Source organism: Klebsiella sp. GL120222-02, assembly GCF_003097195.1.
Classification (GTDB): Bacteria; Pseudomonadota; Gammaproteobacteria; order Enterobacterales; family Enterobacteriaceae; genus Klebsiella; species Klebsiella variicola.
Genome location: NZ_QEQO01000006.1, coordinates 273663 through 296625, shown reverse-complemented (window position 1 = coordinate 296625; position 22963 = coordinate 273663). Strand labels below are relative to the sequence as shown.

Sequence of the window (22963 nt, the reverse complement as noted above, 5' to 3'; positions counted from 1 at the left end):
TATACCGTTTTTTGTGTCCATTTGATGTGATTTTTAGCTCAAAAAATAAACAATGACACACGAGGAATTTAAAGATGGGCACAATTCAGGACACAAAAATCGCGGATGAACCCGCACGACTATGGACGAGGATGGAAAGTAAAAACCCGCATTAACAGGTAGTTAATGCGGGTTAGTGAACGTTCACGGACGAGGATGGACTAAAACTTACTTGCCGATACAGAAGCTGGAGAAGATGCGGCCCAGCAGGTCGTCGGAGGTGAACTCCCCGGTGATCTCGCTCAGCGCCTGCTGCGCGAGGCGCAGCTCTTCCGCCAGCAGCTCCCCGGCCCAGGCGCCCAGCAGCTGGGCTTTGCCCTGCTGCAGATGGTTCGCCGCCTCTTCCAGCGCCTGCAGGTGACGGCGGCGGGCGAGGAAGCCGCCTTCCATGCTGGTATCGAAGCCCATGCTCTGCTTAAGGTGGTTCCGCAGCACCTCCACGCCTTCGCCGGTTCGCGCCGACAGGCGGATCAGTGAGTGGCCATTGACTTCGCTGAGACCCAGCGCTTCGCCAGTGACGTCGGCTTTATTGCGCACCACGGTAATCGGCAGTTTAGCGGGCAGGCGCTCGATAAAGTCTGGCCAGATCTCCGCCGGATCAACGGCGCTGGTGGTGGTGCCGTCGACCATAAACAGCACCCGATCCGCCTGCTCAATCTCCTGCCAGGCGCGCTCGATGCCGATACGCTCCACTTCGTCACTGGCGTCGCGCAGGCCCGCGGTATCGATGATATGCAGCGGCATGCCGTCGATATGGATATGCTCGCGCAGCACGTCGCGGGTGGTGCCCGCAATGTCGGTGACGATCGCCGCTTCGCGGCCCGCCAGGGCGTTGAGCAGGCTCGATTTACCGGCATTAGGTCGCCCGGCGATCACCACTTTCATCCCTTCGCGCAGCAGACTGCCCTGGCGAGCTTCCGCGCGGACGGCGTCGAGGTCGGCCATCACGCCGTTCAGCTGGGCTTCAATTTTGCCGTCGGAGAGGAAATCAATTTCTTCATCCGGGAAATCGATCGCCGCTTCCACGTAGATGCGCAGGTGAGTGAGCGCTTCCACGAGGTGGTTAACCCGCGCGGAGAAGGCCCCTTGCAAGGAGTTCAACGCCGAGCGCGCCGCCTGTTCTGAACTGGCGTCGATGAGGTCGGCGATGGCTTCTGCCTGCGCCAGGTCGAGCTTGTCGTTGAGGAACGCGCGCTCGGAAAACTCGCCCGGCCTGGCGATGCGTACGCCGGGCAACGTCAGAATACGTTTGAGCAGCAGATCGAGAATGACCGGGCCGCCGTGGCCCTGCAGCTCAAGCACATCTTCGCCGGTAAAGGAGTTCGGCCCGGGGAACCACAGCGCAATCCCCTGATCCAGCGGCGTACCGTCAACGTCGTTGAACGGCAGATAGTCGGCATAGCGCGGCTTCGGCAGCTTGCCGAGTACCGCCTGCGCGACATCACGCGCCTTAAGGCCGGAGATACGCAGGATGCCCACCCCACCGCGTCCCGGAGGGGTTGCCTGGGCGACGATAGTGTCGTTATGGCTCATGGTGACTCTCTATGTAGATGTAAAAAAGGCGGTCCATTGACCGCCTTCTCTGGCATTAACGTTACCGTAACTACTCTAAATTATCCAAGTCGCAGATGCGTTGGCTTGAAGAATGAAGAGTATCAGGATTTCTTCTTCTCGCGGCTATGCAGGCCACGCTTCTCCAGACCACGGTAAATCAGCTGCTGCTGAATAATGGTCACCAGGTTGCTGACGATGTAGTACACCACCAGGCCAGACGGGAACCACAGGAAGAACACCGTGAAGATGACCGGCATAAAGGTCATGATCTTCTGCTGCATCGGGTCGGTCACGGTGGTTGGCGACATCTTCTGGATGAAGAACATGGTCGCGCCCATGATGATCGGCAGGATGTAGTACGGGTCTTGTGCAGACAGGTCGTGGATCCACAGGATAAACGGCGCATGACGCAGTTCAACCGAGGCGCTCAGCATGTAGTACAGCGCAAGGAAGATCGGCATCTGAATAATCAGCGGGAAGCAGCCACCCAGTGGGTTCACTTTTTCCGCTTTATACAGCGCCATCATCTCCTGGCTTTGACGTTGTTTATCGTCGCCCAGACGCTCACGCATCGCCTGAATCTTCGGCTGCAGCATACGCATCTTCGCCATGGAGGTGTACTGCGCTTTGGTCAGCGGGTACATGATGCCACGAACGATAAAGGTGATAACGATGATCGAGAAGCCCCAGTTGCCGAGGAAGCTGTGGATGAATTTCAGCAGCTTAAACAGCGGTTGGGAGATGAACCACAGCCAGCCGTAGTCGACGGTCAGATCCAGGTGCGGCGCAACGGCAGCCATTTTGTCCTGAATAGCCGGGCCGACCCACAGCACGCTCTGCAGTTTGTCGGTTTGACCAGGCTGCACCAGTACCGGCTGCGATTTGTAGCCAATAGCCACAATGCCGTTGCCGAGGTTAGCGGTGTAGAAGTTATTCGTTCCATTATTCTGCGGCACCCACGCGGTGGTGAAGTACTGCTGCAGCATGGCAACCCAACCGTTCTTGGTGCTGACGTTCAGGTTTTCGTTGTCCAGAATGGTATCGAATTTATATTTTTCGTATTTCGTATCTGAAGTCGAGAACGCTGCGCCACGGAAAGTATGCATCGTGGACAGGCCGCCGGTCTGCGTATCGCGACTGGTCGGCAGCGCCGCGGTCTGCTTCAACTGACCGAAGGTCGAGACTTCCAGAGGCTTCTCGCTGGCGTTCTGCACGCTGTAACCCACGTTCACCGCATAGCCGCCACGTTTCAGGGTGAAGGTTTTGGTGAAGACGTTGCCGGCTTTGTCGGTGTAGGTCAGCGGAATGACGATTTCATCCTGGCCATCTGCCAGCACAAACGCCTCTTTATCGACGCTGTACAGCGGACGCGGGCCATTCGCCGGGTTATCCGGACCGTCACGGCCGGTTAAGCCGCTCTGCGCCTGGTAGACAAACTGCGGCGTGGTTTCCAGTAACTGGAACGGTTCGGTCGACTTCAGCGTTTTTGGATACGCCAGAAGCAGCGCCTGCTCAATATCGCCACCGTTGGTGTTGATAGTCAGTTCAAGCACGTCGGTTTTAACCGTAATCAGTTTCCCCTGGCCACTGGCCGGTACGCCCTGGTCGGCGGCGCTACCCGCTGCTGTGGTCGTAGTCTGCGTGGTCTGCTGCTGGGGCTGCGGATTTTTGTCCTGCTCCCAGGCTTGCCAGATCATGAAAGACACGAACAACAAAGCGATGATAAGAAGATTGCGTTGCGAATCCATCGTTAGTGTTCTCTGGTATCAAATGGTCCAGGCGGGACGGGATCGTCACCACCAGGGTGTAAAGGGTGGCATTTTAATACGCGTTTCATTGTCAACCAACTGCCTTTTATCACACCAAACCTGCGTAAGGCCTCAATTCCGTATTGAGAACAGGTTGGGGTGAAACGACAATGCGGCCCGAGTAGCGGACTAATCAGGCGCTGATAAACTCTAATCAGGCCGATCAGGACCCGCGAGCCAGGCGACAATGGCGGCGCCATAATTTTTCCAACGCTTCCGAGAGAGCACGGTTATCGAGGTCGGCAACCCCTCTTTTCGCCACCACCACGAAATCCATTGGCGGGAGTTCATGTTGACGCAAACGAAAACTTTCACGCGTCAGACGTTTAATCCGATTGCGTTCATGTGCGCGTTTCACGTTTTTCTTGGCGACGGTGAGACCGATGCGGGGATGCCCCAGCGAATTCAGGCGGCCGAGGATGGTGATTTGCGGCGTGCCAGCCCGTTGTGGCTGCTGGAAGACGAAAGTGAAATGACTGGGAGTTAACAAGCGTAACTCCCTGGGAAATGCGAGCTTAACCACGCAGGGTTAGCTTTATTACTTGGAAACGGTCAGACGAGCGCGGCCTTTAGCACGACGACGTGCCAGAACCTGACGACCATTTTTAGTAGCCATACGAGCACGGAAGCCGTGAGAACGGTTGCGCTTCAGTACAGACGGTTGAAAAGTGCGTTTCATGGCGATTTCTACCTAAACTTGAATAAATTCACTGACTTTTGCGTAGACCCGAACGAACTTCGAACGACTTACGCCTCAGCGTGGGTGATTAAAGAGGCCGGATTGTAATAATTGTACACTCCGGAGTCAATTCTCTTTCCTTATTTCTCGCACCTCGTCGCACAAAAAATAAGCTGAGACGCGTGACGAAAACGGGCATTACGCGCCGGGTGGGGGATTATACGGCCTGGCCAGTAAAGCGCAAGGATCCTGAAGGATCTTTGTTAGATCGTTTCCACCCAAAACCAGCATAGCTCATTAATTTTTCCAATATGCGGCGGAAATCGTGCTTCACTCTCCCCAGGATCGATTACACTTACCCGGTTTCGATCCTTCCTGTGGATAAATCGGGAAGAATCTGTTGAGAAACACAAGATCTCTTTCTCAGTTTAGGCTATGATCCCCGGTCCCGATCGCGATCCACGGATCCGCAACGGGTAATAACCGCAGATAGCGGTTCGCACGTCACCCCTTTTGTGCAGGGGCTTTTCGGCTAATGCAGGGTCTTGTCGACGTGTGCCAACAATCATGATTGTTTCTGTTTTTCTTTGATATCGATTTTATGTTCGAGTGGAGTCCGCCGTGTCACTTTCGCTTTGGCAGCAGTGTCTTGCCCGATTGCAGGATGAGTTACCAGCCACAGAATTCAGCATGTGGATCCGCCCATTGCAGGCGGAACTGAGCGATAACACGCTGGCACTGTATGCGCCAAACCGTTTTGTGCTCGACTGGGTAAGGGACAAATACCTCAATAATATCAATGGACTCCTCAATGACTTTTGCGGTGCTGATGCCCCGCAGCTGCGTTTTGAGGTGGGTGCTAAGCCAGCCAGCTCGCTGCAGAAAGGAGCGGTAAGCCCGGCTGCGGCGGCCATTCCGGCGGCGCAGGTGCAGACCGCGCGCGTGGCGCCGACGATCGTGCGCCCAGGCTGGGATAATGTCCCGGCGCCAGCGGAGCCGACCTACCGCTCTAACGTTAACGTGAAACACACGTTTGATAACTTCGTCGAAGGTAAATCTAACCAGCTGGCCCGCGCGGCGGCGCGTCAGGTGGCGGATAACCCGGGCGGGGCCTACAACCCACTGTTCCTTTATGGCGGCACCGGTCTGGGGAAAACCCACCTGTTGCACGCGGTGGGTAACGGCATTGTGGCGCGTAAGCCGAACGCCAAAGTGGTCTATATGCACTCCGAGCGTTTCGTCCAGGACATGGTCAAAGCGCTGCAAAACAACGCCATCGAAGAGTTTAAACGCTACTACCGATCCGTTGACGCCCTGCTGATCGATGACATTCAGTTCTTTGCTAATAAAGAGCGATCCCAGGAAGAGTTTTTCCACACCTTCAATGCCCTGCTGGAAGGTAATCAGCAGATCATCCTGACGTCGGATCGTTATCCAAAAGAGATCAACGGCGTAGAAGATCGTCTGAAATCCCGCTTCGGCTGGGGTCTGACGGTGGCGATCGAGCCGCCGGAGCTGGAAACCCGCGTCGCGATCCTGATGAAAAAAGCCGATGAAAACGACATTCGCCTGCCGGGCGAAGTGGCGTTCTTTATTGCCAAGCGACTGCGCTCAAACGTGCGTGAGCTGGAGGGGGCGCTGAACCGCGTTATCGCCAACGCCAACTTCACCGGCCGGGCGATCACCATCGATTTCGTGCGCGAAGCGCTGCGCGATCTGTTGGCGCTGCAGGAAAAACTGGTCACCATCGACAATATTCAAAAGACGGTGGCGGAGTACTACAAGATTAAGGTAGCGGATCTGCTGTCCAAGCGCCGCTCCCGTTCGGTGGCGCGTCCTCGCCAGATGGCGATGGCGCTGGCCAAAGAGCTGACCAACCACAGCCTGCCGGAAATCGGCGATGCGTTTGGCGGCCGCGACCATACCACCGTGCTGCACGCCTGCCGTAAGATTGAGCAGTTGCGTGAAGAAAGCCACGACATTAAAGAAGATTTTTCCAATTTAATCAGAACATTATCCTCGTGACGCTATGAAATTTACCGTAGAACGTGAACATTTATTAAAACCGCTGCAACAGGTGAGCGGTCCGTTAGGTGGTCGTCCGACGCTGCCCATTCTCGGTAACCTGCTGCTTCAGGTCGCGGACGGCGCGCTGTCGCTGACCGGTACCGATCTTGAAATGGAGATGGTGGCGCGCGTGGCGCTGGTTCAGCCGCACGAAGCGGGCGCAACGACCGTTCCGGCGCGTAAATTCTTTGATATCTGCCGCGGCCTGCCGGAAGGCGCGGAGATCGCGGTTCAGCTGGAAGGCGATCGGATGCTGGTGCGTTCCGGCCGCAGCCGCTTCTCGCTGTCGACGCTGCCTGCTGCCGATTTCCCGAATCTGGATGACTGGCAGAGCGAAGTGGAATTTACCCTGCCGCAGGCGACCATGAAGCGTCTGATCGAAGCCACTCAGTTCTCGATGGCGCACCAGGATGTTCGTTATTACTTAAACGGCATGCTGTTTGAAACCGAAGGCAGCGAACTGCGCACGGTGGCCACCGATGGTCACCGCCTGGCGGTCTGTTCGATGCCGCTGGAAACGTCGCTGCCGAACCATTCGGTGATCGTGCCGCGTAAAGGGGTGATTGAGTTGATGCGGATGCTCGACGGCGGCGATACCCCGCTGCGCGTGCAGATTGGCAGCAACAATATCCGCGCTCATGTGGGCGATTTTATCTTTACGTCGAAGCTGGTTGATGGCCGTTTCCCGGATTATCGCCGCGTATTGCCGAAAAATCCGGATAAACATCTCGATGCTGGCTGTGACATTCTCAAGCAGGCCTTCGCCCGCGCGGCAATCCTCTCGAACGAGAAATTCCGCGGCGTGCGGCTGTACGTCAGCGAAAATCAGCTGAAAATCACCGCTAACAACCCGGAGCAGGAAGAGGCGGAAGAGATCCTTGACGTGACCTACGCCGGAACGGAGATGGAGATTGGCTTCAACGTTAGCTACGTGCTGGATGTGCTCAATGCGCTGAAATGCGAGAATGTGCGCATTCTGCTGACGGATTCGGTGTCGAGCGTGCAGATTGAGGATGCGGCTTCGCAATCCGCAGCCTATGTCGTCATGCCTATGAGATTGTAGTGGAAAATATCGGGCTATCTTACTTGCCATTTTCAACCTGGGCTGTGCTCGCCCCTGTCACGTACTTCGTGTACGCTCCAGGGTCTGCGCGCAGTCCGCGTTGAAACTGGCTGCGCCGATAACGCCCTGGCCCAAAGAACGCTGATATGTCACTGACGCGCTTGCTCATCAAAGACTTCCGCAATATTGAAAGCGCGGATCTCGCTTTATCTCCCGGCTTTAACTTCCTGGTTGGCGCGAACGGCAGCGGCAAAACCAGCGTGCTGGAAGCTATCTATACGCTCGGTCATGGCCGGGCGTTTCGTAGTTTGCAAATTGGCCGGGTGATCCGCCACGAGCAGGAGGCTTTTGTCCTGCACGGCCGCCTGCAGGGCGAAGAGCGGGAAACCGCCATCGGCCTGACCAAAGACAAACAGGGCGACAGCAAGGTGCGCATCGACGGCACTGACGGCCACAAAGTGGCGGAGCTGGCGCACCTGATGCCGATGCAGCTGATCACGCCGGAGGGGTTTACTTTACTCAATGGCGGCCCCAAATACAGAAGAGCATTCCTCGATTGGGGATGTTTTCATAACGAAGCCGGATTCTTCACCGCCTGGAGCAACCTGAAGCGCCTGGTCAAGCAGCGCAATGCCGCGCTGCGTCAGGTCAGCCGCTATGCTCAGCTGCGACCGTGGGATCTGGAACTCATTCCGCTGGCGGAACAAATCAGCCGCTGGCGTGCCGAATACAGCGCCGCTATCGCCGAAGACATGGCGGATACTTGTCAGCAATTTTTACCGGAATTCACGCTCACCTTCTCTTTCCAGCGCGGTTGGGAAAAAGAGACCGACTACGCGGAGGTGCTGGAGCGGAATTTCGAGCGCGACAGAATGTTAACCTACACCGCCCACGGCCCGCATAAAGCGGATTTCCGTATTCGCGCCGACGGGGCGCCGGTGGAAGATACCTTGTCGCGCGGGCAGCTTAAGCTGCTGATGTGCGCCCTGCGTCTGGCGCAAGGTGAGTTCCTCACCCGCGTCAGCGGGCGGCGCTGCCTGTACCTGATAGATGATTTTGCCTCGGAACTTGATGATGCCCGCCGCGGTCTGTTATCCAGCCGCCTGAAAGCGACGCAGTCGCAGGTTTTCGTCAGCGCGATCAGCGCTGAACACGTTATGGACATGTCGGACAAAAATTCGAAGATGTTCCGCGTGGAAAAAGGTAAAATAACGGATTAACCCAAGATTAAATGAGCGAGAAACGTTGATGTCGAATTCTTATGACTCCTCCAGTATCAAAGTCCTGAAAGGGCTGGATGCGGTGCGTAAGCGCCCGGGTATGTATATCGGCGACACGGATGACGGCACCGGTCTGCACCACATGGTATTCGAGGTTGTGGATAACGCTATCGACGAAGCGCTCGCGGGTTACTGCAAAGATATCGTTGTCACCATCCACAGCGATAACTCCGTCTCCGTACAGGATGACGGTCGCGGCATCCCAACCGGCATTCACCCGGAAGAGGGCGTCTCCGCAGCGGAAGTTATCATGACCGTCCTGCACGCCGGCGGTAAATTTGATGATAACTCCTATAAAGTGTCCGGCGGTCTGCACGGCGTAGGCGTCTCGGTGGTTAACGCCCTGTCGCAGAAGCTGGAGCTGGTTATCCAGCGCGATAACAAAGTCCACAAACAGATTTATGTGCACGGTGTACCGCAGGCGCCGCTGGCGGTGACCGGCGAGACCGATAAAACCGGCACCATGGTGCGTTTCTGGCCGAGCCATGAAACCTTCACCAACGTTACTGAATTCGAATATGACATCCTGGCGAAACGTCTGCGCGAGCTGTCGTTCCTGAACTCAGGGGTCTCTATCCGCCTGCGCGATAAGCGCGACGGCAAAGAAGATCATTTCCACTACGAAGGCGGCATCAAGGCGTTCGTTGAGTATCTCAACAAGAACAAAACGCCGATCCATCCGAATATCTTCTATTTCTCCACCGAAAAAGACGGTATCGGCGTGGAAGTGGCGCTGCAGTGGAACGACGGTTTCCAGGAAAACATCTACTGCTTTACCAACAACATTCCGCAGCGTGACGGCGGTACTCACCTGGCGGGCTTCCGCGCGGCGATGACCCGTACCCTCAACGCCTACATGGATAAAGAAGGCTACAGCAAAAAAGCGAAAGTCAGCGCCACCGGCGACGACGCGCGTGAAGGTCTGATCGCCGTGGTATCGGTGAAAGTACCGGATCCGAAATTCTCCTCACAGACCAAAGACAAGCTGGTCTCCTCTGAGGTGAAGTCTGCGGTAGAACAGCAGATGAACGAACTGCTGAGCGAATACCTGCTGGAAAACCCATCCGATGCCAAAATCGTGGTCGGCAAAATTATTGACGCCGCGCGCGCCCGTGAGGCCGCACGTCGCGCCCGTGAAATGACCCGCCGTAAAGGCGCGCTGGATCTGGCAGGCCTGCCGGGCAAACTGGCGGATTGCCAGGAACGCGACCCGGCGCTGTCTGAACTGTACCTCGTGGAAGGGGACTCCGCGGGCGGCTCTGCTAAACAGGGTCGTAACCGTAAGAACCAGGCGATCCTGCCGCTGAAGGGTAAAATCCTCAACGTTGAGAAAGCCCGCTTCGATAAAATGCTCTCTTCCCAGGAAGTGGCGACGCTGATCACCGCCCTTGGCTGCGGCATCGGCCGCGATGAGTACAACCCGGATAAACTGCGCTATCACAGCATCATCATCATGACCGATGCGGACGTCGACGGCTCGCACATTCGTACCCTGCTGTTGACCTTCTTCTACCGTCAGATGCCGGAAATCGTCGAACGCGGCCATGTCTACATTGCCCAGCCGCCGCTGTACAAAGTGAAGAAAGGCAAGCAGGAACAGTACATTAAAGACGACGAAGCGATGGATCAGTATCAGATCGCTATCGCTCTTGACGGTGCGACCCTGCACACCAACGCCAATGCGCCGGCGCTGGCGGGCGAACCGCTGGAAAAACTGGTTGCCGAGTTCAACGCCACCCAGAAAATGATTGGCCGCATGGAGCGCCGCTTCCCGAAAGCGATGCTGAAAGAGCTTATCTATCAGCCGACCCTGACCGAGGCCGATCTGGCTGACGAGCAGAAGGTAACCCGCTGGGTGAACACCCTGGTTTCCGAGCTGAATGAGAAAGAGCAGCACGGCAGCCAGTGGAAATTTGATGTCCGCGAGAACAGTGAATTGCAGCAGTTTGAGCCGATTATCCGCGTCCGTACCCACGGGGTGGATACCGACTATCCGCTGGATAACGAGTTCATCATGGGGCCGGAATATCGCCGTATCTGCACCCTGGGCGAGAAACTGCGCGGCCTGATGGAAGAAGATGCCTACATCGAGCGCGGCGAACGCCGTCAGCCGGTAGCCAGCTTCGAGCAGGCCCTAGACTGGCTGGTGAAGGAGTCCCGTCGCGGTCTCTCCATCCAGCGCTATAAAGGTCTGGGCGAGATGAACCCGGATCAGCTGTGGGAAACCACCATGGATCCGGACAGCCGCCGCATGCTGCGCGTAACCGTTAAGGATGCGATCGCTGCCGACCAGCTGTTCACCACCCTGATGGGCGATGCCGTTGAGCCGCGTCGCGCCTTTATCGAAGAGAACGCCCTGAAAGCGGCGAATATCGATATTTAAGTCGCGTATTTCCCGGTAACGCGTTTTACCGGGGCAACAGGATGTATAAGCCCGGTCGCATCGCGTGACCGGGCTTTTTTTTGCTGCTAAAAGGGGATTTTTCGCCCCCGCTTCCATCCCCCTTTCTGCCCGACACTTTTACTGTTTTTTGAGCGGAATCGCGTTAGCATGAGGGAAGACTCATCTTACCCGGGGATCCTATGGCTATTAAACTGATTGCAATCGATATGGACGGCACGCTGCTGCTGCCAGACCATACCATCTCTCCTGCGGTGAAAGCCGCCATCGCCGCGGCGCGCGAGCGGGGTGTCAACGTGGTGCTGACCACTGGTCGCCCTTACGCTGGCGTCCACAGCTATCTGAAAGAGCTGCATATGGAGCAGCCGGGTGATTACTGCATTACCTACAATGGCGCGCTGGTGCAGAAGGCCGGTGACGGCAGTACCGTTGCGCAAACCGCGCTAAGCTATGACGACTATCGTTTCCTCGAGCAGCTCTCCCGCGAGGTTGGCTCTCACTTCCACGCGCTCGATCGCAACACGCTCTACACCGCGAACCGCGATATCAGCTACTACACCGTCCACGAATCCTACGTGGCGACCATCCCACTGGTGTTCTGTGAAGCGGAAAAAATGGACCCTGAGATCCAGCTGCTGAAGGTGATGATGATCGATGAGCCGGCGATCCTGGATAAGGCCATCGCCCGTATCCCGGCGGAAGTGAAAGAGAAGTACACCGTGCTGAAAAGTGCGCCGTACTTCCTCGAAATTCTGGATAAACGCGTCAATAAAGGCACTGGCGTGAAGTCCCTGGCCGATGCGCTGGGTATCAAACCGGAAGAGATTATGGCGATTGGCGATCAGGAAAATGATATCGCGATGATTGAGTTTGCCGGCGTCGGCGTGGCGATGGATAACGCCATTCCCGCGGTCAAAGAAGCGGCGAACTTCATCACCAAATCTAACCTCGAAGATGGCGTCGCCTTCGCCATTGAAAAATACGTTTTAGCGTAAGCGTTCTTCAGGCCCGGCGTTGTCCGGGCCGATCTTCTCTTTTTTCATGAACAGATGTTAATCCGCATTTAAATCCCTTATTCCGTACAGGGGATTCTATAAGCTACCCGCCCTCTTTTTCGCCATGCTTCACTAACATCATAATTTTCATGAATATATACCACCGTTTGATGTTGGTTGCGCTGCCATTCGCCTCTGTACAGATTTGCGTGGCCGCGGAACCAACGGCGCCGCTTGAGCCGGTATACGCCTATCACGGCGCAGAACCGGCGGATCTGTCTGCGCCGGTCAAAACCGAGACCGCAGTAGCGGAACCAACCGCGATATTGCCTTTTTTAGGCGATGAGGCCAGAAAACGCGGCTACGTCCTGCCGCTGCCGTTCGGCGTCAGCATGAACTATATGGATATGCGGCAGAATATTAATGTCGACAGCATTAACTTCACCGGGCTGTCGCTGCATGGCCGTAACATCGATTGCGGTAAGGATCCTGTCTGCAAACACGCCGTGAATAACATTTTCGCTAATGGGCCGGTCTCGCTGGATAACGCCTTCCAGATTGGCGTCGGTAATACGCGGGAAAGCAGCAAAACCGAGACGCTTAAGCTGGATGCCTGGCTGCTGCCATTTATGAACGTTTATGGCCTCGTCGGACACACCGAAGGACATTCGATTTCGCAGATTGCCGTCGGCCTGAAGGGGCCGAATGGTAAAGTGGTCCCCCTGCCGGGGATGCAGGATCTCGACTTTCGTCTCGATTTTAAAGGCACCACCTACGGGATGGGCACCACCCTGGTGGGCGGCGTCGGCAACTGGTTTACGGTGTTCGACGCCAACTACACCCAGACGCGCTTTGATATCCTCGACGGTAGCATCGACGCGTTTACCTTTTCGCCGCGCGTAGGCTATCGTTTTAATACGCCATCGGTCGATACGCTGCATCTCCCCGCCGGAAAGCTGAACCTGTGGGTCGGCAGCATGTATCAGGATGTGCAGCAGGAGTTTAAGGGCAGCCTTAACGATCTCTCAATGCCGTCGCCGATGCTGCAAAATATGGTCAATCTGGCCAATCAGGACAATAACGGCCGCTTCGATGTGAAACAGCATTTACAGTCGCCGTGGAACGTACTGGTGGGCGCGCAGTACGAGCTGACGCAGCATTTCAATATTACTACCGAGTTTGGCTTTGCCGAACGTAACAGTTTTTTTATCGCCGGTGAGTATCGCTTTTGAGCCGACTGTTTATCCTTTTTCTGCTGCTGTTAACCTACCCGATCTGCAGCCAGGCCGAGACGCTCAGCCGCGAGAAAATCGACGGCTGGCTGCAGCATCTCGGCGCCAGCGATAAGTTCGACGCCAGCAAAGGCATCGACTGGGGCGTGATGCCCGGTCCGTTCTATACGCCGGAGCTGGGGCTGGGCATCGGCACCGCGGTCGTCGGCATGTATCGCCCCGATCCGCAGGATACCACCAGCCAGAATTCCACCCTGACGCTCAGCGGCTACGCCAGCTCCACCGGCGCGTTTGGCCTCAGCGTGAAAAACTACGCCTTTTTCGACAACGATCTGTGGCGCGTATTTGTTGAAGGGTCGATGGCCAATACCCCGACTTACTACTGGGGGCAGGGTTTTCACGCCGGAGATAAAGACAACGAGAAGGAAAAATATACCGCCCAGGTGCTGACCCTGCGCCCGACAATCTACCGGCAACTGATCGACAATGTTTATCTCGGCGCGGGGTGGTCGCTGGCGGCGCAGAATGCCGATGAGATGGACCACGACGATTTACCGAAAATAGAAAGTACCCCACAGGGACCGTCGGTATTCAGCTCTGGCGCCAGCATCGATATCAACTGGGACGATCGCGACTTTGTCCCCAACCCGCGCCGGGGCCAGTATGCCAACTTCCGCTACACCCATTACGCCCCCGGGTTAGGCAGCGATACCCGTTTTGATGAATTTCAGCTGCACTATAGTCATTATCATGCCCTGAGCGAGAAAAGCGTGCTCGCCTGGGAGGCCGATGGCGCCTTCACCCAAGGGGATGTACCGTGGAGCATGATGCCCCTGCTGGGCAGCGACGAGCGGATGCGCGGCTACTATCAGGGGCGCTACCGGGATAAAAACGTCGTTAGCAGCCAACTGGAATACCGTCGGCAGCTCACCTGGCGGCACGGGATTGTGGCCTGGGTCGGGGCGGGAACCATGGGGCCGTCGCTGTCATCGCTGAACAATGGCCGCTGGCTGCCTACCGGCGGCGTTGGCTATCGTTTCGAGTTCAAGCCGCGGGTCAATATCCGTCTTGATTACGGCATCGGCAAAGGCAGCAGCGGGTTCTATTTCCAGGTTGGAGAAGCGTTTTAAGCACATTGTCGGGCATTCAACCCCGCGCGGATTGCGGTATGCTAACGCCACTCTTATATCGTCCCGGTCAGCACGCCATGAAACAAGTTACCTTTGCCCCTCGCAACCACCAGCTCACTAACACCCGCACCTGGACCCCCGACAGCCAGTGGCTGGTGTTCGACGTCCGCCCGTCCGGCGCGTCGTTCACCGGTGAAACCATTGAGCGAGTGAACGTAAACAGCGGTACTGTGGAGACCGTCTATCATGCCACGCAAGGCGCGCGCGTTGGCGTGGTGACCGTGCATCCAACCCAGGAGCGCTATGTGTTTATTCATGGCCCCGAGCAGCCGGATGCGCAGTGGCAGTATGATTTTCATCATCGCCGCGGGGTGGTGGCCTTTCAGGGGGCCGTCGAGAATCTGGACGCCATGGACATTACCGCCCCTTACACGCCCGGCGCGCTGCGCGGCGGCAGCCACGTCCATGTCTATAGCCCCAACGGTCAGTTCGTCAGCTTTACCTATAACGACCACGTGCTGCACGAGCGCGACCCGGCGCTGGACTTGCGCAACGTCGGCGTGGCGGCGCCATATGGGCCGGTGACGCCGCAGGGAAAGCATCCGCGCGAATATAGCGGCAGCCACTGGTGCGTGCTGGTAAGCCGCACGACACCGACTCCCGTGCCAGGCAGCGATGAGATTAATCGCGCCTATGAAGAGGGCTGGGTCGGGAACCATGCGCTGGCGTTTATTGGCGATACCCTGGCGGAAAATGGCGATAAAGTGCCTGAGCTGTTTATTGTCGATCTGCCGCAGGATGAAGCCGGCTGGAAGCAGCCTGGCGGGGCGCCGCTGGCCGGTACCGCAACCACAATGCCGGCGCCGCCGGCGGGCGTCAGTCAGCGTCGTTTGACCTTCACCCACCATCGCCGCTACCCGGGACTGGTGAACGTCCCGCGCCACTGGGTGCGCGCCAATCCCCAGGCGACGGCGATAGCCTTTCTGATGTGCGATGACGCCGGCGTGGTGCAGCTGTGGCTTATTTCACCGCAGGGGGGCGAGCCGCGTCAGTTGACGTATCATGCGTCGGGTATCCAGTCGGCGTTTAACTGGCATCCATCAGGAGAGTGGCTGGGCTTTGTGCTGGAGGATCGGATTGCCTGCTGCCATGCCGGCACAGGCGATATCACCTTTTTAACCAAGGTGCATGCGCATGCGCCCTCGGCTGATGCGATCGTCTTTTCGCCAGACGGTAAACAGATTGCCTGGATGGAGGAGGTGGACGGTTATCGCCAGCTGTGGGTCACACAGACCGGACGATAACTTACTGGGCAGGCATCGGCGCTGGCGGTATCACCGAGTTGGTCGCCAGCGTGGCCTTCTCGCTTTTTTCGACCCGTGATTTGATTGAGCTGTCGGTGCGGAACATATCCCACGGCAGCAGCAGGGTATCCATGACGGCGGTGAACGGCATGTCCAGCGCCACCAGTGATTTCACACCCCAGTTGGTATCGCTGTCTCCCAGCGTTTGCGCACTGGATCGCGTGCCCGGATAGGTTCCCTCTTTGCCACCGGTATGTGACATTACGCTGGAGCAACCGCTCAGGCTTATTATCCCGCTGAACAGGACCAGCTTTAACAGTCGTCTGCTTTTCATTGTTCTTCCATCGTCGTTTCGGGCGTTGAGATAACCTTCCAGCGGTTATATCGGGCCAACCCGTGAATGCATAGCGTTATTGCGCCGCACTGTGGCGGGCATCGCACTTTGCTTTTTGTGCTCCTCCCCCCAGTCTAAGCAATCATCGGCAAACTGCAAAAAAATTCGCCCTCAATCCCTTGAAAAGCACGGGGAGAAACCCATTTTATAGGTGTAACCCACTGAGAATACGCCTGAGGGGTATTCCGGATTACCGCGGCCTGTCCACGATGGAAGGTCATTTGATTCTCGCTGATTTTCAGGAGCTATTTACTATGCGTAACTTCGATCTTTCCCCGCTATATCGTTCAGCCATTGGTTTCGACCGCCTGTTCAACCTGCTGGAAAACAATCAAAGCCAGAGCAACGGCGGCTACCCTCCGTATAACGTCGAGCTGGTAGACGAAAACCACTATCGCATCGCTATCGCGGTGGCTGGCTTTGCTGAAAGCGAGCTGGAGATCACGGCCCAGGACAATCTGCTGATCGTCAAAGGCGCCCACGCCGCCGAGCAGAAAGAGCGGACCTACCTGTATCAGGGGATCGCCGAGCGCAACTTCGAGCGCAAATTCCAGCTGGCGGAAAATATTCACGTCCGCGGCGCCAACCTGGTGAACGGCCTGCTGTATATCGATCTGGAACGCGTGATCCCGGAAGCGAACAAGCCGCGCCGCATCGAAATCAACTAATTGTCCGTTTCAGGCCGCGTGGCGGCCTGATGTAACAACCTGCTCGCCGTCAGGGAGCAGATGCGAATTTACAAAATTCGCAGGTATTCACTCGCTTCTTAGAAGGAGAAAACACTATGCGTAACTACGATTTATCCCCCCTGCTGCGTCAATGGATCGGTTTTGACAAACTGGCCAACGCCCTGCAAACCGCCGGTGAAAGCCAGAGCTTCCCGCCCTATAACATCGAAAAAAGCGACGATAACCACTATCGCATTACCCTTGCGCTGGCCGGTTTCCGTCAGGAAGATCTGGATATTCAACTGGAAGGCACCCGTCTGGTGGTGAAAGGCACGCCGCAGCAGCCGGAAAAAGAGACCACATGGCTGCACCAGGGGCTGGTGAGCCAGGCCTTCAGCCTGAGCTTCACCCTCGCCGACAACATGGAGGTCTCTGGCGCGACCTTCACCAATGGCCTGCTGCATATCGATCTGACCCGCAATGAGCCTGAGCAGATTGCCCCGCAGCGTATCGCCATCAGCGAACGACCGGCGCTAAATAGCTAATAAAGTAACCTACTGATAAGGCCCCGTTTTTCGGGGCTTTTTTGTGCCGGTCTGTTTGCTGGTATTGTGCGCCAGGCGGCATACAACCCACCTGGCAGCGGTCATAATCCCTGTAGTTAATGGTGTTATTCACAGGGACGATACCATGAGTGAGATAGCATTGACGGTTAGCGTGCTGGCGCTGGTGGCGGTAGTGGGGTTGTGGATCGGCAATGTCAAAATCCGCGGCGTCGGCTTTGGCATTGGCGGTGTCCTGTTTGGCGGGATTATTGTCGGCCACTTTGTCGATCAGGCGGGTGTCGCCCTCAGCAGCCCAATGCTGCATTTTATTCAGGAATTCGGCTTGATCCTGTTCGTCTACACCATCGGTATTCAGGTGGGGCCGGGCTTTTTCGCCTCGCTGCGGGTCTCAGGCCTGCGGCTCAATCTGTTCGCTATCCTTATCGTTATCCTCGGCGGCCTGGTGACCGCGGTGCTGCATAAACTGTTCAATATTCCTCTCCCGGTGGTGCTCGGTATCTTCTCCGGTGCGGTGACCAACACGCCAGCGCTGGGGGCCGGGCAGCAAATTCTCCGCGATCTCGGCGTACCGTTCGAGGTGGTCGATCAGATGGGGATGAGTTACGCGATGGCGTATCCGTTCGGCATCTGCGGCATTCTGCTGACCATGTGGCTGGTGCGCCTGTTCTTCCGCATCAATGTGGAGAAAGAGGCCCAGCGGTTTGAGGAGAGCAGCGGCAACGGCCACGCGAATTTGCACACCATTAACGTGCGGGTGGAGAACCCCAACCTCAACCAGATGGCGATTCAGGATGTGCCGATGCTCAATAGCGACAACATCGTCTGTTCGCGGCTGAAGCGCGGTGAGCTGTTGATGGTACCTGCGCCGGGCACCCTTATTCAGGCGGGCGACCTGTTGCACCTGGTGGGGCGACCTGAGGATCTGCACAATGCGCAGCTGGTGATTGGCCAGGAGGTGGCCACCTCGCTGTCGACGCGCGGCACCGATCTGAAAGTCGAGCGGGTGGTGGTCACTAACGAAAAAGTGCTGGGGAAGAAAATACGCGATCTGCACGTCAAACAGCGCTATGACGTGGTGATCTCCCGGCTGAATCGCGCTGGCGTCGAGCTGGTGGCCAGCAGCAGCGCCAGCCTGCAGTTTGGTGACATCCTCAACCTGGTCGGTCGTCAGGAGGCGATTGACGCCGTGGCCGCCGAACTGGGTAACGCTCAGCAGAAGCTGCAGCAGGTCCAGATGCTGCCGGTGTTTATCGGCATCGGACTCGGGGTACTGCTGGGGTCTATCCCGTTGTTTATTCCCGGCTTTCCTGCCGCACTGAAGCTGGGGCTGGCCGGTGGGCCGCTGATTATGGCGCTGATCCTCGGGCGTATCGGCAGCATCGGCAAGCTGTACTGGTTTATGCCGCCGAGCGCCAACCTGGCGCTGCGCGAGCTGGGGATCGTGCTGTTTCTGGCGGTGGTCGGGCTAAAATCGGGGGGCGACTTTGTCGCCACTCTGACCCAGGGCGAGGGCCTGAGCTGGATCGCCTACGGCATTTTCATCACCGCCATTCCGCTGCTAACGGTAGGCATTCTCGCGCGCATGCTGGCGAAAATGAACTATCTGACGCTGTGCGGCATGCTGGCCGGCTCCATGACTGACCCACCGGCGCTGGCCTTCGCCAACAATCTGCATGCCACCAGCGGCGCGGCGGCGCTCTCTTACGCCACCGTCTATCCGCTGGTGATGTTCCTGCGGATTATCACCCCGCAGCTACTCGCCGTGCTGTTCTGGGGGCTGAGCTAGCGGGCTTTGCGCCTGGACGCGGCGCAGGTGGTAATCCACCTGATACTCGCTGGCGTTGCGGAACATGACGGAATAGTTAAGAAACTCGCCGCTGTCGCTGTAGGAAAGGGAGGTAATACGCAGCAGCGGCGTCTGCTCAGGGACATTCATTGAGCGCGCCAGCTGCTTGTCCGCCAGCACTGGCGTCAGCGTTTCATAATTCCCGCTGATGATGATCCCGCACTCCTTCTCAATATAATCAAATTTCGAACCCTCCAGATGGCTCAGCGACAGGTTGCGGAACAGCTTCACTGGCATATAGCTATCCTCCAGCATCAGCGGCTTGCCATCGACGTAGCGCACCCGCCGTGAGAAGTAGATCCGTTCATCAATTTTAATCCGCAGCAGGCTGGCGATGGCCGGCGGAGCAGGCATCACCTCGAAGGCCAGCACCTGACTCACCACCTCTTTACCCTGCTTGCGCAGCACTTCCGCCAGGCCAGTGAGATTGCTGGTTTCATGATGGACGTCCTTACGCGCCACGAACGTCCCCGAGCCGTGGCGACGCACAACCAATCCCCAGTCCACCAGCAGGTCGATGGCTTTGCGGATAGTCATGCGCGCCACCCCGAACTCCTCGGCCAGTTTTTTCTCTCCCGGTAGCGGGCTACCGATGGCGAAGTCGGCGGAATTCAGCCGCAGCCGCAGGCGGTCAGCAATGGATTTGTAGATCACCAGTAGTCCTCTTGTGCAGGAAAGTGGAATGTCGCTGTCTTCTCTTTTCGTTAAAAAAATAGATTTATTACAAGTAATTAATACTCATTCATTTCGTTAATTCCACTGTCTGACTTATCGATGTCTAACTTTGGTTATCGAAGTAGACGACTTTGGCCAAATTAAAACCATGAATGGGATCACGAATCGCAACGGCGCGGCATGTTGTCGGACGGGCAAATTTCTATTCTCGAGTCAGGCCGGTAATCAAGAAAAAGAAGGCCACTCACCCTACGAGTTGTTACATGAGGATTTTCAAATGCTCAGTCAAATACAACGCTTTGGCGGCGCCATGTTTACTCCGGTTTTGTTGTTTCCTTTTGCCGGGATCGTGGTCGGTATCGCCATCATGCTGCGCAACCCGATGTTCGTCGGCGAAGCGCTGACCGCACCCGACAGCCTGTTTGCCCAGATCGTTCACATCATTGAAGAGGGCGGCTGGACCGTCTTTCGTAATATGCCGCTGATTTTCGCCGTCGGTCTGCCGATCGGCCTGGCGAAACAGGCCCAGGGCCGGGCCTGTCTGGCGGTGCTGGTGAGTTTTCTCACCTGGAACTACTTTATTAACGCCATGGGGATGACCTGGGGCCACTTCTTCGGCGTCGACTTTTCCGTTGAACCCACGGCAGGCAGCGGCCTGACGATGATTGCCGGGATCAAAACCCTCGACACCAGCATTATCGGCGCCATCGTCATCTCCGGTCTGGTGACGGCCCTGCACAATCGCTATTTCGATAAACCCCTGCCGGTGTTCCTCGGCATCTTTCAGGGATCATCGTTTGTGGTCATTGTCGCCTTCCTCGCGATGATCCCCTGCGCCTGGTTGACCCTGCTCGGCTGGCCAAAGGTTCAGCTGGGCATTGAATCGCTGCAGGCCTTCCTGCGCTCAGCCGGGGCGCTTGGGGTGTGGGTCTACATCTTCCTTGAGCGCATTCTGATCCCCACCGGTCTGCACCACTTCGTCTATGGCCCGTTCATCTTTGGCCCGGCGGTGGTGGAGGGCGGTCTGCAGGTCTACTGGGCGGAGCATCTGCAGGCGTTTAGTCAGAGTACGGAACCGCTGAAGACGCTGTTCCCGGAGGGCGGCTTTGCCCTGCACGGTAACTCGAAAGTGTTTGGTTCGGTGGGGATTGCGCTGGCGCTCTACTTCACCGCCGCGCCGGAAAACCGCGTCAAGGTCGCTGGCCTGCTGATCCCTGCCACCCTGACCGCGATGCTGGTCGGGATCACCGAACCGCTGGAGTTCACCTTCCTGTTCATCTCGCCGCTGCTGTTCGCCGTTCACGCGGTGCTGGCGGCGACCATGGCGACGGTGATGTACATCTGCGGCGTGGTGGGCAATTTCGGCGGCGGCCTGCTCGATCAATTCTTGCCGCAAAACTGGATCCCGATGTTCCATCACCACGCCTCGATGATGTTCATTCAGATAGGCATCGGCCTCTGTTTCACCGCCCTCTACTTCGTGGTCTTCCGCACCCTGATCCTGCGTCTGAACCTGAAGACGCCTGGCCGGGAAGAGAGCGAAATCAAGCTCTACAGCAAGGCCGATTACCAGGCGGCACGAGGTAAAACCACGGCTGCCGCCGCGCCAGAGACCCGGCTGGGTCAGGCCGCTGGCTTCCTGCAGGCCCTCGGCGGCGCCGACAACATTGAAAGCATCAACAACTGCGCCACCCGACTGCGCATCGCGCTGGTCGATATGGCGAAAACGCAAAGTGACGACGTCTTTAAAGCGCTGGGCGCCCACGGGGTAGTACGCCGCGGCAACGGGATTCAGGTCATCGTCGGCCTGCACGTTCCCCAGGTGCGCGACCAGCTGGAAAACCTGATGAAAGATTCTCTTTCGACCGAACATACCACCATGACGGAGGCAGTATCATGAAAAAATTCTCAGTTGTTATCGCAGGCGGCGGCAGCACCTTCACCCCGGGCATTGTTCTGATGCTGCTGGCAAACCAGGATCGTTTTCCGCTGCGGTCGCTGAAATTTTACGACAATGACGGCGCGCGTCAGGAGACCATCGCCGAGGCGTGCAAAGTGATCCTCAAAGAGCAGGCGCCGGAGATTGAGTTCAGCTATACCACCGATCCGCAGGCGGCGTTTACCGATGTTGATTTCGTCATGGCGCATATCCGCGTCGGTAAATATCCGATGCGTGAACAGGATGAGAAAATCCCGCTGCGCCACGGCGTGCTGGGCCAGGAGACCTGCGGTCCGGGGGGGATCGCCTACGGTATGCGCTCTATCGGCGGCGTGCTGGAGCTGGTGGATTATATGGAAAAATATTCGCCGAACGCCTGGATGCTTAACTACTCCAACCCGGCGGCGATTGTGGCGGAAGCCACCCGACGTCTGCGGCCGAACGCCAAAATCCTCAATATCTGCGATATGCCGATCGGCATTGAAGGGCGGATGGCACAGATTGTCGGCCTCAAAGATCGCAAACAGATGCGCGTGCGCTACTACGGTCTCAATCACTTCGGCTGGTGGACATCGATTGAGGACCTCGACGGCAACGATTTGATGCCGAAGCTGCGTGAATATGTGGCGAAATATGGCTATGTGCCGCCCTCTAACGATCCGCACACCGAGGCCAGCTGGAACGATACCTTTGCTAAAGCGAAAGACGTGCAGGCGCTGGATCCGCAGACCATGCCGAACACCTACCTGAAATATTACCTGTTCCCGGACTACGTGGTGGCTCACTCCAACCCGGAGCGTACTCGCGCCAATGAGGTGATGGATCATCGGGAGAAAAACGTCTTCAGCGCCTGCCGGGCGATTATTGCCGCCGGGAAATCCACCGCTGGCGATCTGGAGATTGACGAGCATGCGTCGTATATCGTCGATCTGGCGACGGCCATCGCCTTTAACACGCAGGAAAGGATGCTGCTGATTGTGCCAAACAACGGCGCGATCCATAACTTTGACGCTGACGCGATGGTGGAGATCCCTTGTCTGGTGGGTCACAACGGACCGGAACCGCTGACGGTTGGCGACATCCCGCACTTCCAGAAAGGGATGATGAGCCAGCAGGTAGCAGTGGAAAAACTGGTGGTCGATGCCTGGGAACAGCGCTCTTACCACAAGCTGTGGCAGGCGATTACCCTGTCGAAAACCGTACCGAGCGCCTCGGTGGCGAAAGCGATCCTCGACGACCTGATTGCAGCCAACAAAGATTACTGGCCTGAGCTGCATTAATCCCCGCTGTTTGACCGGCGCCCGCGGGGCGCCGGTTCTTCTC

At 57.0% G+C, this 22963-nt stretch carries 20 protein-coding genes and 1 other annotated feature; of the genes, 13 read left to right on the top strand and 7 right to left on the bottom strand.

Annotated elements, in window-relative coordinates; genetic code table 11:
* Positions 1-207: 207 nt before the first annotated feature.
* From mnmE to rpmH, 5 genes are all read right to left on the bottom strand, one after another.
* Positions 208-1572 (bottom strand): tRNA uridine-5-carboxymethylaminomethyl(34) synthesis GTPase MnmE, encoded by a 1365-nt coding sequence (gene mnmE / locus N438_RS19055; RefSeq protein ID WP_008806740.1) that lies wholly within the window; start codon positions 1570-1572, stop codon positions 208-210.
* Between the two features lie 122 nt (positions 1573-1694).
* Complete coding sequence (yidC, locus tag N438_RS19050; RefSeq protein WP_008806741.1) at positions 1695-3341, bottom strand: membrane protein insertase YidC; 1647 nt, start codon at positions 3339-3341, stop codon at positions 1695-1697.
* Positions 3342-3343: 2 nt separating this feature from the next.
* Positions 3344-3601, bottom strand: coding sequence for a membrane protein insertion efficiency factor YidD (yidD, locus tag N438_RS19045; protein ID WP_004151536.1), 258 nt, complete (start codon positions 3599-3601; stop codon positions 3344-3346).
* Positions 3565-3924 (bottom strand): ribonuclease P protein component, encoded by a 360-nt coding sequence (gene rnpA / locus N438_RS19040; protein ID WP_004151535.1) that lies wholly within the window; start codon positions 3922-3924, stop codon positions 3565-3567. Before rnpA ends, yidD begins: the two co-directional genes overlap by 37 nt.
* Before the next feature lie 15 nt (positions 3925-3939).
* Positions 3940-4080, bottom strand: a complete 141-nt coding sequence (gene rpmH / locus N438_RS19035) for a 50S ribosomal protein L34 (RefSeq protein WP_000831330.1) — start codon at positions 4078-4080, stop codon at positions 3940-3942.
* Between the two features lie 621 nt (positions 4081-4701).
* Here rpmH and dnaA point away from each other — a divergent pair.
* From dnaA to N438_RS18995, 8 genes are all read left to right on the top strand, one after another.
* Positions 4702-6105, top strand: coding sequence for a chromosomal replication initiator protein DnaA (gene dnaA, locus N438_RS19030; protein ID WP_012540254.1), 1404 nt, complete (start codon positions 4702-4704; stop codon positions 6103-6105).
* Between the two features lie 4 nt (positions 6106-6109).
* The gene (dnaN, locus tag N438_RS19025; protein WP_042947093.1) at positions 6110-7210 is read left to right on the top strand and encodes a DNA polymerase III subunit beta; all 1101 of its coding nucleotides are present in this window, start codon (positions 6110-6112) and stop codon (positions 7208-7210) included.
* Between the two features lie 146 nt (positions 7211-7356).
* Positions 7357-8430: a DNA replication/repair protein RecF gene (gene recF, locus N438_RS19020; RefSeq protein ID WP_116696418.1), complete on the top strand. Its 1074-nt coding sequence runs from the start codon at positions 7357-7359 to the stop codon at positions 8428-8430.
* Positions 8431-8458: 28 nt separating this feature from the next.
* Complete coding sequence (gene gyrB / locus N438_RS19015) at positions 8459-10873, top strand: DNA topoisomerase (ATP-hydrolyzing) subunit B (protein ID WP_012540255.1); 2415 nt, start codon at positions 8459-8461, stop codon at positions 10871-10873.
* Between the two features lie 200 nt (positions 10874-11073).
* A complete protein-coding gene (gene yidA, locus N438_RS19010) occupies positions 11074-11886 on the top strand; it encodes a sugar-phosphatase (RefSeq protein ID WP_008806746.1) in 813 nt (270 codons plus the stop codon).
* Between the two features lie 149 nt (positions 11887-12035).
* Positions 12036-13118, top strand: a complete 1083-nt coding sequence (locus N438_RS19005) for a hypothetical protein (protein ID WP_116696417.1) — start codon at positions 12036-12038, stop codon at positions 13116-13118.
* A complete protein-coding gene (locus N438_RS19000; protein WP_008806748.1) occupies positions 13115-14248 on the top strand; it encodes a BamA/TamA family outer membrane protein in 1134 nt (377 codons plus the stop codon). The genes N438_RS19005 and N438_RS19000 overlap by 4 nt, the downstream gene beginning before the upstream one ends.
* A 77-nt stretch (positions 14249-14325) precedes the next feature.
* Positions 14326-15552, top strand: coding sequence for a DUF3748 domain-containing protein (locus tag N438_RS18995; RefSeq protein ID WP_016162020.1), 1227 nt, complete (start codon positions 14326-14328; stop codon positions 15550-15552).
* Position 15553: 1 nt separating this feature from the next.
* Here the strand turns inward: N438_RS18995 and N438_RS18990 are convergent, their stop codons facing one another.
* Positions 15554-15886: a YceK/YidQ family lipoprotein gene (locus N438_RS18990; protein ID WP_004151524.1), complete on the bottom strand. Its 333-nt coding sequence runs from the start codon at positions 15884-15886 to the stop codon at positions 15554-15556.
* A gap of 245 nt (positions 15887-16131) precedes the next feature.
* Positions 16132-16207: a sequence feature (ROSE (Repression Of Heat Shock gene Expression) occurs in the 5'-region of heat shock genes and acts as an RNA thermometer to modulate expression.), on the top strand.
* Between N438_RS18990 and ibpA the strand changes: the two genes are divergently transcribed.
* From ibpA to N438_RS18975, 3 genes are all read left to right on the top strand, one after another.
* Positions 16201-16614: a small heat shock chaperone IbpA gene (gene ibpA, locus N438_RS18985; RefSeq protein WP_004151523.1), complete on the top strand. Its 414-nt coding sequence runs from the start codon at positions 16201-16203 to the stop codon at positions 16612-16614. (Overlaps the previous feature by 7 nt.)
* A 116-nt stretch (positions 16615-16730) precedes the next feature.
* Entirely contained in the window at positions 16731-17159 is a 429-nt protein-coding gene (gene ibpB / locus N438_RS18980; RefSeq protein WP_008806750.1) for a small heat shock chaperone IbpB, read from the top strand.
* A gap of 145 nt (positions 17160-17304) precedes the next feature.
* Entirely contained in the window at positions 17305-18966 is a 1662-nt protein-coding gene (locus N438_RS18975; protein WP_008806751.1) for a putative transporter, read from the top strand.
* Here N438_RS18975 and N438_RS18970 read toward each other — a convergent pair.
* Positions 18934-19680, bottom strand: coding sequence for a GntR family transcriptional regulator (locus N438_RS18970; RefSeq protein ID WP_008806752.1), 747 nt, complete (start codon positions 19678-19680; stop codon positions 18934-18936). The genes N438_RS18975 and N438_RS18970 overlap by 33 nt on opposite strands.
* Before the next feature lie 298 nt (positions 19681-19978).
* Here N438_RS18970 and N438_RS18965 point away from each other — a divergent pair, with 298 nt between their 5' ends.
* Together N438_RS18965 and N438_RS18960 are read left to right on the top strand one after the other, a co-directional pair.
* Entirely contained in the window at positions 19979-21601 is a 1623-nt protein-coding gene (locus N438_RS18965; protein WP_008806753.1) for an alpha-glucoside-specific PTS transporter subunit IIBC, read from the top strand.
* Entirely contained in the window at positions 21598-22920 is a 1323-nt protein-coding gene (locus N438_RS18960; RefSeq protein WP_008806754.1) for a 6-phospho-alpha-glucosidase, read from the top strand. The genes N438_RS18965 and N438_RS18960 overlap by 4 nt, the downstream gene beginning before the upstream one ends.
* Positions 22921-22963: the final 43 nt, after the last annotated feature.